Origin of the sequence: Pseudomonas sp. R62, from assembly GCF_000257605.1 — a bacterium.
GTDB lineage: Bacteria > Pseudomonadota > Gammaproteobacteria > Pseudomonadales > Pseudomonadaceae > Aquipseudomonas > Aquipseudomonas atacamensis.
This window is the reverse complement of the sequence record NZ_JH635998.1, coordinates 3,245,074-3,256,005: the sequence shown is the minus strand read 5'-3', so window position 1 is coordinate 3,256,005 and position 10,932 is coordinate 3,245,074. Positions and strand designations below refer to the sequence as shown.

Below are 10,932 nucleotides of genomic sequence, written 5' to 3'. Positions count from 1 at the left end.
CTCGATGGCCTGGACGTGCAGTTTGCCTGCCGCATCACCGAGGTCTATCGCGGCGAAGAACACTGGCATCTGCAAGATGCCGACGGCGGCACCCACGGCCCCTTCAGCCATGTGGTGATCGCCACACCGGCACCGCAAGCCACCGCGTTGCTGGCCGCCGCGCCGAAACTTGCCGGCGTCGCTGCCGGGGTGAAGATGGAGCCGACGTGGGCCGTCGCCCTCGCCTTCGAAACCCCGCTGGATACGCCAATCGAAGGCTGCTTCGTGCAGGACAGCCCGCTCGACTGGCTGGCGCGCAACCGCAGCAAACCCGGGCGCGACAGCACTCTCGACACGTGGGTGCTGCATGCAACCAGCGCCTGGAGCCGGCAACACATCGACCTCTCCAAGGAGGCGGTGATCGAGCATCTGCACGGTGCTTTCGCCGAACTGCTGCACAGCGCCATGCCTGCGCCGACCTTCAGCCTCGCCCACCGCTGGCTCTACGCCCGCCCCGCCACTGGCCATGAATGGACCACACTGGCCGATGTCGATCTGGGCTTGTACGCCTGTGGCGACTGGTGCCTGTCGGGCCGCGTTGAAGGCGCCTGGCTCAGTGGTCAGGAGGCTGCACGTCGCTTGCACGAACACCTGCAATGAATCGCATCAATCCGCGCAAATTGCTGCTGTCGAAGTGGACAGCAGCCCATCCGCAAAATCGCGAAAAACATTTTCTGGTCACCGAACTGATCCGCGACGAGGAAGGTACGGTGCTGGAAGTTGAATTGCAGGCGGTGCTGACCCAGCGTAGCGAGCGGCTGGATTGGCAGGTGCTGAAAGACAGCAAACTCTGGTTACTCGGCTGGAAATAGATTTCCTTTGTGGTGGCGAGCCTGCTCGCGAAAGCGCTGTATCAGATACAAATTCCTTTACTGACCCACCGCTTTCGCGAGCAGGCTCGCTCCCACAGATCAACGCCGCACAAAAATCTTATACAAATCATTTGACTTGTACATCCATCGATCTATGCTGAGGAAAAGTTGTACAGAGATAACTCTCTGTACAGGTATAGATTCGAGGTGCTCATGTCTACTGCTTCCCTGTCCAAGCCGAAGATCGCCATCAGCGCCTGCCTGTTGGGCGAAGAAGTGCGCTACAACGGTGGGCACAAGGAATCGCGGCTATGCAGCCGTACCCTCACCGAATATTTCGATTTCGTCCCGCTGTGCCCGGAAGTCGCCATCGGCATGGGCATTCCCCGTGAGCCGATTCGGCTGGTCGGCGACCCGGAGCAACCCGAGGCCGTCGGCACCGTCGACCGGACCATCAACGTCACCAGGGCGCTGGCCGCATACGGCGAGAAAATGGCCGCCGAGTTGCAGGACCTGTCCGGCTACATCTTCATGCAGCAGTCGCCCTCCTGCGGGCTGGAACGGGTCAAGGTCTATCACGACAACGGCGCGCCAGTGAACGGTGGCGGACGCGGCATCTATGCGCAGGCATTCTGTGCCCAACATCCGGATCTGCCGGTGGAAGAAGCCGGGCGCCTCAACGATCCGGTGCTGCGGGAAAACTTCATCACCCGCGTGCTGGCCTACAGCGCCTGGCAGCAAGTGCTCGCCGAGGGCCTGAGCCGTCGCGCCCTCACCGAATTCCATTCGCGCTACAAGTATCTGCTGATGGCGCACAACCCGCTGCAATACAAAAACCTTGGCAAGATGCTCGGCAATATGGCTGACAGCGATCCCGCCGAGCTCGGCCCGCGCTACTTCAGCGAGCTGATGGCCGCGCTGAAGAAATGCGCCACGCGCGGCACCCATTGCAACGTGCTGCTGCACCTCAGCGGTTATTTGAAACAATCGCTGAGCGCCGAAGACAAACAGGAAATGCAGCAGATCATCGGCCAGTACCGGCAGGGCATCGTGCCGCTGGTGGTGCCGTTGACGCTGCTCAAACACCATTTTCGACTCCATCCGGACCCGTACATCGCGCAGCAGGTTTACCTGCAGCCGCACCCGGAAAACCTCAGTCTGCGAAACGCGATCTAATGAACGATAAAACCGATAGCAGCGCCCGGGAAGACCTCGGCGCCGACTTCAAGAAAGCCCTCGACGAGGGCTGGTTGCCGATTCGCGAAGTCGCGCGGCAGACCGGCGTCAACGCCATCACCCTGCGCGCGTGGGAACGTCGCTATGGGTTGGTGGTGCCCCAGCGCACGCCCAAGGGCCATCGACTGTATAGCGCTGAACATGTGCAGCGAATCATGGCCATCCTCACCTGGCTCAACCGTGGCGTTGCGGTCAGCCAGGTCAAGCCACTGCTCGATGCGCCGCAGGCCTTCACGGAAACCGTGGAAAACGATTGGCAGCGTCTGCATCAGACGTTGCTGTCGGCGGTCACCTCGCTCAATGAGCGCGCGCTGGATGACAGCGTCAATCAGGCCATTGCCTTGTATCCGCCACGGACGTTGTGCGAGCAATTGCTGATGCCGCTGCTGGCCGAGCTCGAACAGCGCTGGCAGGGCCAGTTCGGCGCACAGATGGAACGGACGTTTTTCTTTTCCTGGTTGCGCAGCAAATTCGGCGCACGCATCTACCATAACAACCGCCAGCTGCATTCGGCGCCGCTGCTGTTGATCAATCATTCCGACCTGCCGCTGGAGCCACATCTGTGGCTGTGCGCATGGCTGATCAGCAGTGCCGATTGCCCGGTGCAAGTGTTCGACTGGCCACTGCCGGCCGGTGAACTGGCGCTGACCGTCGAGCATCTGCAAGCCCGTGGCGTGCTGCTGTATTCGAGCAAAGCCATGCAACTGGCGCAGTTGCCCAAGCTGTTGGCGAACGTCAATTGCCCGACCTTGATTGCTGGCCCCACGGTGCACATTCACCACACCGAACTGTCCGCACGCACCGCCCAGACTGCCGATCTGTTCCTGGCTGAAGATCCGCTTGCCGCACACCAGGCGCTGCTCGAGCGCGGATTGATTTGATGATGGGTTTAATCACATGCAACTGATCTGGCTGCGCAGCGACTTGCGCCAACATGACAACACTGCCCTCGCGGCCGCCGCAGCGCGCGGCCCGACCGTGGCGGCGTATCTGTTGAGTCCGCGGCAATGGCTGGAGCACGACGATGCGCCGTGCAAAGTGGATTTCTGGCTGCGCAATTTGCGCGAATTGAGCCAGAGCCTCGGCGCGCTGAATATCCCGCTGTTGATTCGCAGCGCACCGCACTGGGATCAGGCGCCAGCAGAACTGCTCAAGCTGTGCCGGCAATTGAAGATCGAGGCGGTGCACGTCAACGAGGAATACGGCGTCCACGAAAGCCGCCGCGATGAAGCCGTGGCCGTAACGTTGCAGGCCGAGGGCATCGAATTCCACAGTTACCTGGATCAGTTGCTGTTCAAACCCGGCACGATCCTGACCAAGACCGGCACCTATTTCCAGGTGTTCAGTCAGTTCCGCAAGGTCTGCTACGAACGCCTGCACCGCTCGATGCCGGCATTGATCAAAGCACCGGGCAAACAGGCCGCGCTGGATATCGAAAGTGACGCAATTCCCGAGGCGATCAAAGGCTTCGCCACGCCGAGCGAATCCCTGCGCGCCCTGTGGCCGGCCGGCGAGCAAGAGGCGCGGCGCCGCCTCGACACCTTCACCGATGCACAGATCGACTACTACCGCAGCGAACGCGACTTCCCGGCCAAACCCGGCACCAGCCAATTGTCGGCCTACCTCGCCGCCGGGGTGATCTCGCCACGCCAGTGCCTGCACGCTGCACTGCAAAGCAATCAGGGCGAGTTCGAAAGCGGCAAGGTCGGCGCAGTGACCTGGATCAACGAGCTGCTGTGGCGCGAGTTCTATAAACACATTCTGGTCGGCTATCCACGCGTCTCGCGGCATCGCGCCTTCCGCCCGGAAACCGAGGCGCTGGCCTGGCGCGATGCGCCGGAAGAACTCAAGGCCTGGCAGGAGGCACGCACCGGACTGCCGATCATCGACGCGGCGATGCGCCAACTGCTGGAAACCGGCTGGATGCACAATCGCCTGCGCATGGTCGTGGCGATGTTCCTGACCAAAAACCTGCTGATCGACTGGCGCGAGGGCGAACGCTTTTTCATGCGCCACCTGATCGACGGCGACCTGGCGGCCAACAACGGTGGCTGGCAATGGAGCTCGTCGACCGGCACTGACTCGGCGCCGTACTTCCGTATCTTCAACCCGTTGAGCCAGTCGGAAAAGTTCGATGCCGAAGGCGTGTTCATCAAGCACTGGTTGCCGGAACTGGCCGGGCTCAACAAGAAGGAAGTGCACAATCCGGCGGCAGCCGGAGGACTGTTCGGCGTGGCCGATTATCCGGCGCCGATCGTTAACCTCAGTACTTCACGCGAGCGTGCGCTGACGGCGTTCAAGAACCTGCCGTCGCGCCAGCCTGTGGGCGGCAGCGATGAGTGAATTCCTGCGCAGCTTCGCCCGCGAGTTTTCCGGGTTGAACAAAGACAACCTGTATCGCCTCGGCGAGCTGTACAGCGACGACATTCATTTCACCGATCCGCTGCACGAAGTTCAGGGCCTGGCACAACTGCAGGATTACTTCAGCGAGCTGTACGCCAACGTCAGCGATCTGCGCTTCGATTTTCATGGTTTCGACCAGATCCGCGAAGGTGAGGGTTACCTGCGCTGGGTCATGAGTTATCGCCATCCGCGCCTGGCCAAGGGCCGGGAAATCAGGGTCGGTGGCTGTTCGCACCTGCTCTGGCGCGACAAGGTTTATCGCCATCGGGATTATTTCGATGCCGGGGCGCTGCTGTATGAACACTTGCCAATATTGGGCCGGGCGATTGCCTGGCTGAAAAGGAGAATGGGATGAGTCGTACACCTCCACGGCGGTATTGGCTGACCGGCGCCAGCAGTGGCATCGGTGCAGCATTGTGTGAGGACATTCTGAAAAGCGGCGCGCACCTGGCGGTCAGCTCGCGCTCGGCCGCGCCGCTCAAGGTTTTGTCCCAGCGTTACCCGGGCCAGGTGCTGGTGGTGCCCGGCGATCTGACCAACAGTCAGACCGTGCGCGAAATCGGTGAGCAGATCGCCGAGGCCTGGGGTTCGCTGGACAGCGTGATTCTCAACGCCGGCACCTGTGAATATGTCGACGCGCGCCAGTTCGATTCGTCGATCATCGAGCATGTGGTGCGCACCAATCTGCTCGCCAGCAGCTATTGCATCGAAGCCGCCCTGCCGCTGTTGCGCAAAGGCACCGCGCCGCATCTGGTCGGCATGGCCAGCTCGGTGACTTACCTGCCACTGCCACGGGCCGAAGCCTACGGCGCATCGAAGGCCGGGCTGCGTTACCTGTTCGAATCGCTGCGCATCGATCTGGCGGATGAAGGCATTGAAGTCACCATCATCAGCCCGGGTTTTGTCGAAACGCCGCTGACCGAAAGGAACGATTTCCCGATGCCGCTGAGCTGGCCTGCGGATAAAGCGGCGCGGCACATCTTTGCCAAACTCAAGGATCGTCCGCTGGAAATTGCCTTCCCGGGGCTGTTCATGGCCGCGTTGTGGCCACTGTCCAAGCTGCCCGCTCGCGCGCAATTGGCGATCGGCAAACGCATGGTGCGCAAGAACCCACCGCAGCGGGACCCGATATGAAAATCGCCGTAATTGGCAGCGGTATCGCCGGGCTCACCTGCGCCTACCTGCTGAACCGCCGCCACGACATCACTGTGTTCGAAGCGAGTGACTGGGTCGGCGGCCATACCCACACCGTACCGGTCAGCGTGGCCGGGCAATCGTTCGCCATCGATACCGGTTTCATCGTGTTCAACGACTGGACTTACCCGAACTTCATTCGCTTGCTCAACCAGCTCGGCGTGGCGTTCAAGCCGACCGAAATGAGCTTTTCGGTAACCGACCCGGACACTGGCGTGGAGTACAACGGCAACAATCTCAACAGCCTGTTCGCCCAGCGCAGCAATCTGTTGTCGCCGGGGTTCTGGGGCATGCTGCGCGACATTCTGCGCTTCAACAAAGAAGCCCAGCGCGACCTGATCGAACTGCGCATCGCCGCCGATACCACCCTCGATGATTACCTCAAGGCTGGCGGCTACGGCGAGCGTTTCATCCTGCATTACATCGTGCCGATGGGCGCGGCGATCTGGTCGATGCCGATGGCGGAAATGCTCAATTTCCCGCTGCAATTCTTCCTGCGCTTCTTCAAGAATCATGGCCTGCTCTCAGTCAGCGATCGTCCGCAGTGGCAGGTCATTGAAGGCGGTTCCAGTGCCTATGTGGCGCCGCTGACCGCTTCATTCAGCGACAGGATTCGTCTGAACTGCCCGGTCAAGCGCGTCGAGCGCAACCAGCACGGCGTAGTTATCCACAGCCCGGCCGGCCTCGAACATTTCGACAAAGTGGTGTTCGCCTGTCACAGCGATCAGGCGCTGAACCTGCTGGCCAACCCGAGCGACGCCGAGCGCTCGATTCTCGGCGCCCTGCTCTACGCCGACAACGATGTCGTGCTGCACACCGACACGCGCCTGCTGCCGACGCGCAAACTGGCCTGGGCCAGCTGGAATTATCGCCTCGGCGGCGCCGGCCATACGCGCGCGGCGGTCACCTACAACATGAACATCCTGCAGGGCATCGAAAGCGACACTACGTTCTGCGTCAGCCTCAACCAGACTGCCGGCATCAGCCCCGATAAAGTGCTGGCCCGCTATACCTACGCCCACCCGCAATACACCCTCGCCGCAGCGGCCGCGCAAAACCGTTGGGGCGAACTCGATGGCGAGCAGCACACACATTATTGCGGCGCCTACTGGGCCAACGGTTTTCACGAAGACGGCGTGGTCAGCGGGCTGCGCGTAGCCGCCGCGTTCGGTGAAACCCTGTGAACAGCGCTCTGTACAACGGCGTCATCGGCCACCGACGTTTTTCGCCGCGCCGCCACGAATTCCGCTACCGCATCGGTTTGCTCTACCTCGACCTGAGCGAACAGGACGCCGTGCTGGCCCTGTCGCCACTGGCCGGGCGCAGCCGCTTTGCGCCGTTCTCGTTTCGCGAAACCGATTACCTGAAAGCCTTCACCGGCAAGGGCATGCGCCTGATCGACGCGGTGCGCCAGCAGGTCGGCGCAGCCATCGGTCATGAGCCACAAGGCGCGGTGTGCCTGCTGACCCAGCCGCGCAGTTGGGGGCTGTCGTTCAATCCGGTGAGTTTCTTCTATTGCCATGAAGCCGACGGGCAACTGGCGGCGATTGTTTGTGAAGTGACCAATACGCCGTGGCGCGAGCGTTATCACTATGTGCTGCCGGCGCAGACGCCGACCAGCCTGGTGGATTTCCATCAGCATTTCGCTGTGGCCAAGGCGTTTCACGTCTCGCCGTTTCTGCCCCGCGACCTCGAATACCGCATGAGCTTCAGCCCCGCTGCGCAAAGCCTTGGCGTGCACATGGCCGATTGGCAGGGCAACGAGAAACTGTTCGACGCCACACTGAATCTGCGCCGTGAACCGCTCGATCGTCGCAGCCTGCATCGCTATCTGCGGCGCTTCCCGTGGATGACCGCAAAAACCGCTCTGGCGATTTATTGGCAAGCACTGCGACTGCTGCTCAAGCGCGCGCCGATCTTCCCTCACCAGGCTGCCGACGGCAGCTTTAAAACCGCCACTGTGCCTCCGAAGGAGCCGCACCATGAAATCCTCTAGCCTGCCGCTCGGTCGCTTCAGCACCAACGGTTTGACCGGCTCGCTGCTGCGCCGTGGCGTGTTGCGCCAATTGGCCCAGCTCAAACACGGACAATTGATGGTCGTCGAGGATGGCGAACAAATGCTTTTCGGCACCCCGGGCAGTGCTCTGCTCGGCGAAGTCCATGTACTCGACCCGGCCCTGTGGGGCATGGTCGCCAGCAGCGGCTCGATCGGCGCCGGCGAAGCATTCATCCACGGCTATTGGAGTTCGCCGGACCTGACTGCTGTGGTGCGCGTATTCGTCAGCAATCTCGATGTACTCGACGCCATGGAAGGTGGCCTGGCGCGTCTGGGCCGGCCCTTCGTGCAAGGCCTGCACTGGCTCAACCGCAACACGCGCAAGGGTTCGCAGAAAAACATCGCCGCGCACTACGACCTCGGTAATGAACTGTTCGAACAGTTTCTCGACCCGACCATGATGTATTCCGCCGCCCAGTTCCTTTCGCCGAGCGACACTCTGGAACAGGCGCAACTGAACAAACTTGAACGCATCTGCCAGAAACTCGCGCTCAAGCCCAGCGACCACCTGCTGGAAATCGGCACCGGTTGGGGCAGCATGGCGTTGTACGCGGCGCAGCATTACGGTTGCCGCGTGACCACCACGACGCTGTCGAAAGAGCAGTTCGCGTTCACTGCCAAACGCATCGAACAATTGGGCTTGCAGGACCGCGTCACCTTGCTGCTCAAGGATTACCGCGACCTGAGCGGCGAGTACGACAAACTGGTGTCGATCGAGATGATCGAAGCGGTCGGCCATCGGTTCCTGCCCACCTACTTCAAGCAATGCGCGCAGTTGCTCAAGAGCAATGGCCTGATGCTGCTCCAGGCGATCACCATTCGCGAACAACGCTACGAACAGGCCAAGCGCAGCGTCGACTTTATCCAGCGCTACATCTTCCCCGGCGGCGCCCTGCCCTCGGTGCACAAGATGCTCGATGTGGTCAGCCGCGAAACCGACATGAACCTGCTGCACATGGAAGATTTCGGCCTGCATTACGCCAAAACCCTGCGCCTGTGGCACGAGAACTTTCGCCTCGCCCATGGTCGCCTGAGCGAACTGGGCTACGACGATTATTTCCTGCGTTTGTGGGAGTTTTATCTGTGCTACTGCGAGGGCGGATTCCTCGAACGCACCATCGGCACCGCGCAATTGCTGCTGGCCAAACCGGCGGCGATGACCGCTCCCCTGCTCGGGCGCTTCGATGCGTGAGCGAATCGCCAATGCGGTGCTGTTTCAGCTCGGCTGGCTGGCCTGCGTGCTCGGCGGCAACAGTTTATGGCTGTTGCTGGCGCTGGCGGCACTGGTGATTCATCTGCGCTGGATCAGCAGTTGGGCGGCGGAAGGTCGTTTGATTCTGTGCATAGTGATTGTCGGCACGGCGGTGGACAGTGTCCTTCGTTACCTCGACGTGTTCCGCTTTGCAGACGCCTCACCGCTGATTCCGCTGTGGCTGATGCTGCTGTGGGCGCTGCTCGCCACCACGTTGCGCCACTGCCTGGCCTGGAGCGCGCGGCCATGGTGGCTGGCCAGCGCACTTGGCGCGGTTGGCGGCGCATTGTCGTACTACGCTGGCGGACGGCTGGCCGGCGTGCAATTTCCCTATGGCGAGGCGGCGACGCTGATCGTCATCGGCCTGCTCTGGGCAGGCTTGTTCCCACTGTTGCATTTGATGGCGCGGCGTCTGGCGCCGTGAGCGTCCGTCAGCGCTTTCACACCCACGGCGATCACTGCCTTACACTGCCACGATGAAAACCATCCCCCACACCCAAATCGCCGAACCGACGGTCACCTGCTCGACCTGTGCGGCGTGCTGCTGCCAGCTCGAAGTGATGCTGATCACCGACACCGGCGTGCCTGATTGCTTTATCGATACCGATGAATGGGGCGGTGAAGTGATGCTGCGTCTGGACGACGGCTGGTGCGCGGCGCTGGATCGCGACAGCATGATGTGCACGATCTATGAACGACGCCCGCTGATTTGCCGCGAGTTTGAAATGGGCGCGCCGGAGTGCATCGAAGAGCGCCGGGGTATTGCGACAGCCTACCGCTGATTTCTTTGACAACGCAGAAACAACTGTGGGAGCGAGCCTGCTTGCGAAGGCGGTGTGTCAGCCACCATTTGAATTGACTGACACTCAGCTTTCGCAAGGAGGCTCGCTCCCACGTCGGTTCCGCGTAGCGGCTGTTACAGCGGCATTGTGTAATGCAGCGCGTAGCTTTCTACACCATCGTTGTCGCTGGACAGGCCGGCGTTGGAGTAGTGCGTGGCGCGGATGCCGACTTCGTGGCCGCCGTTGAAGCGCAGGCCGACACCGATGCGGTCTTCGAACTGGAAGGAGCCGCCCAGGTTGTTGCTTTCGTATTCGGTGTTGGAGAAGAACGCCACGCCGATACCCGCTTCAACGTACGGTTTGACCGACTGACCGGCAAACTCGTAAACGAATACAGGTGAGAACGACAGGCTGTTGTTGCTGGAAGTCTTGTCACCTTCCCAGTACGTGTAGGCACCGCTCCAGTAGCCGGTCAGGCGACCCACGTCGCTCTGCAGCCAGCTCTTGTCCCAGTCGAAATTCATGCCTAAGCGATACGTCATTGTCGAATCGCTGGTACCGCCGACGGCGAATTCAACGCCAGCGGCTTGTGCAGAAATGCTTTGCCCCATCAGTGCGGCCGCAATCGCGGCCAAGCAGAATAGTCGCTTCACTTTGAAACTTCCTTTTCCGGAACGATCGTTTGGTTTTTAGTTGCTGCTGTCGCTATAGAAATCCGCGCTTGGTCAGAAGTTCAGCGTTTTTTTAGTTATTTCACATTTTTTTTACAAGTCGAAGTTTTGCACATTCGACGCAGTTTGGCCCAGCAACGGTAGGATTTTTCTGAGGGATTGCGGATCGCCGCTGGTCCAGAACTTCACAGGCTGGCTCGGACGTTGCGCCAGCAGATCACGCTCGGCGAGCAAGCGCTGCAACTGCCGGGCCACGGCAGCTCCGGTATCGATCACGCTGACATCGTCGGCGATCATCGACCTGAGTAACGGCTTGAGGAAGGGATAATGGGTGCAGCCAAGAATGATTGTGTCGCAGTTTTGCGCCAGCAATGGAGCGACGTAACCTTGCAATAAAGTGCGTAATTCGGCGCTGTGCAGATCACCCGTTTCGATCAGTTCGACCAGTCCCGGACAGGGCTGGGTGATGACTTTTATGTCAGCCGCG

At 60.8% G+C, this 10,932-nt stretch carries 14 protein-coding genes; 12 read left to right on the top strand and 2 right to left on the bottom strand.

Annotated features, from left to right (window positions below; translation table 11 throughout):
• The 12 genes from OQK_RS15730 to OQK_RS15675 form a co-directional block, all read left to right on the top strand.
• The coding region (locus OQK_RS15730) for an NAD(P)/FAD-dependent oxidoreductase (RefSeq protein WP_016773225.1) at positions 1-639 on the top strand (639 nt) is incomplete at its 5' end.
• Positions 636-851, top strand: a complete 216-nt coding sequence (locus OQK_RS15725) for a TIGR02450 family Trp-rich protein (protein ID WP_016773224.1) — start codon at positions 636-638, stop codon at positions 849-851. The genes OQK_RS15730 and OQK_RS15725, both read left to right, overlap by 4 nt.
• A 213-nt stretch (positions 852-1,064) precedes the next feature.
• Positions 1,065-2,027: a YbgA family protein gene (locus OQK_RS15720; protein WP_016773223.1), complete on the top strand. Its 963-nt coding sequence runs from the start codon at positions 1,065-1,067 to the stop codon at positions 2,025-2,027.
• Positions 2,027-2,968 carry a MerR family transcriptional regulator gene (locus tag OQK_RS15715; protein WP_016773222.1) on the top strand — a complete coding sequence of 314 codons (942 nt, stop codon included), beginning with the start codon at positions 2,027-2,029 and terminating at the stop codon, positions 2,966-2,968. Before OQK_RS15720 ends, OQK_RS15715 begins: the two co-directional genes overlap by 1 nt.
• Before the next feature lie 16 nt (positions 2,969-2,984).
• The gene (phrB, locus tag OQK_RS15710) at positions 2,985-4,430 is read left to right on the top strand and encodes a deoxyribodipyrimidine photo-lyase (protein WP_016773221.1); all 1,446 of its coding nucleotides are present in this window, start codon (positions 2,985-2,987) and stop codon (positions 4,428-4,430) included.
• A complete protein-coding gene (locus OQK_RS15705) occupies positions 4,423-4,845 on the top strand; it encodes a nuclear transport factor 2 family protein (protein WP_016773220.1) in 423 nt (140 codons plus the stop codon). Before phrB ends, OQK_RS15705 begins: the two co-directional genes overlap by 8 nt.
• On the top strand, positions 4,842-5,624 hold the full coding sequence (locus OQK_RS15700) for an SDR family NAD(P)-dependent oxidoreductase (RefSeq protein WP_016773219.1): 783 nt from the start codon (positions 4,842-4,844) through the stop codon (positions 5,622-5,624). The genes OQK_RS15705 and OQK_RS15700 overlap by 4 nt, the downstream gene beginning before the upstream one ends.
• On the top strand, positions 5,621-6,868 hold the full coding sequence (locus OQK_RS15695) for an NAD(P)/FAD-dependent oxidoreductase (protein ID WP_016773218.1): 1,248 nt from the start codon (positions 5,621-5,623) through the stop codon (positions 6,866-6,868). The genes OQK_RS15700 and OQK_RS15695 overlap by 4 nt, the downstream gene beginning before the upstream one ends.
• Positions 6,865-7,680: a DUF1365 domain-containing protein gene (locus OQK_RS15690; protein WP_016773217.1), complete on the top strand. Its 816-nt coding sequence runs from the start codon at positions 6,865-6,867 to the stop codon at positions 7,678-7,680. The genes OQK_RS15695 and OQK_RS15690 overlap by 4 nt, the downstream gene beginning before the upstream one ends.
• A complete protein-coding gene (locus OQK_RS15685; protein WP_016773216.1) occupies positions 7,667-8,932 on the top strand; it encodes an SAM-dependent methyltransferase in 1,266 nt (421 codons plus the stop codon). The genes OQK_RS15690 and OQK_RS15685 overlap by 14 nt, the downstream gene beginning before the upstream one ends.
• Positions 8,925-9,416 carry a DUF2878 domain-containing protein gene (locus OQK_RS15680; protein WP_016773215.1) on the top strand — a complete coding sequence of 164 codons (492 nt, stop codon included), beginning with the start codon at positions 8,925-8,927 and terminating at the stop codon, positions 9,414-9,416. Before OQK_RS15685 ends, OQK_RS15680 begins: the two co-directional genes overlap by 8 nt.
• Positions 9,417-9,468: 52 nt before the next feature.
• The gene (locus OQK_RS15675; protein ID WP_016773214.1) at positions 9,469-9,774 is read left to right on the top strand and encodes a YkgJ family cysteine cluster protein; all 306 of its coding nucleotides are present in this window, start codon (positions 9,469-9,471) and stop codon (positions 9,772-9,774) included.
• Positions 9,775-9,908: 134 nt separating this feature from the next.
• Here OQK_RS15675 and OQK_RS15670 read toward each other — a convergent pair whose 3' ends face one another.
• Positions 9,909-10,427, bottom strand: coding sequence for an acyloxyacyl hydrolase (locus OQK_RS15670; RefSeq protein WP_016773213.1), 519 nt, complete (start codon positions 10,425-10,427; stop codon positions 9,909-9,911).
• Positions 10,428-10,538: 111 nt separating this feature from the next.
• A partial coding sequence (locus tag OQK_RS15665) for a glutamate racemase (protein ID WP_038860990.1) occupies positions 10,539-10,932 on the bottom strand: 394 nt, incomplete at its 5' end.

Excerpts from the sequence above, each read along its gene's own strand:
- OQK_RS15725 (WP_016773224.1), top strand. The coding sequence starts at position 636 with ATGAATCGCATCAATCCGCGCAAATTGCTGCTGTCGAAGTGGACAGCA.
- OQK_RS15720 (WP_016773223.1), top strand. The coding sequence starts at position 1,065 with ATGTCTACTGCTTCCCTGTCCAAGCCGAAGATCGCCATCAGCGCCTGC.
- OQK_RS15715 (WP_016773222.1), top strand. The coding sequence starts at position 2,027 with ATGAACGATAAAACCGATAGCAGCGCCCGGGAAGACCTCGGCGCCGAC.
- phrB (WP_016773221.1), top strand. The coding sequence starts at position 2,985 with ATGCAACTGATCTGGCTGCGCAGCGACTTGCGCCAACATGACAACACT.
- OQK_RS15705 (WP_016773220.1), top strand. The coding sequence starts at position 4,423 with ATGAGTGAATTCCTGCGCAGCTTCGCCCGCGAGTTTTCCGGGTTGAAC.
- OQK_RS15700 (WP_016773219.1), top strand. The coding sequence starts at position 4,842 with ATGAGTCGTACACCTCCACGGCGGTATTGGCTGACCGGCGCCAGCAGT.
- OQK_RS15695 (WP_016773218.1), top strand. The coding sequence starts at position 5,621 with ATGAAAATCGCCGTAATTGGCAGCGGTATCGCCGGGCTCACCTGCGCC.
- OQK_RS15685 (WP_016773216.1), top strand. The coding sequence starts at position 7,667 with ATGAAATCCTCTAGCCTGCCGCTCGGTCGCTTCAGCACCAACGGTTTG.
- OQK_RS15680 (WP_016773215.1), top strand. The coding sequence starts at position 8,925 with ATGCGTGAGCGAATCGCCAATGCGGTGCTGTTTCAGCTCGGCTGGCTG.
- OQK_RS15675 (WP_016773214.1), top strand. The coding sequence starts at position 9,469 with ATGAAAACCATCCCCCACACCCAAATCGCCGAACCGACGGTCACCTGC.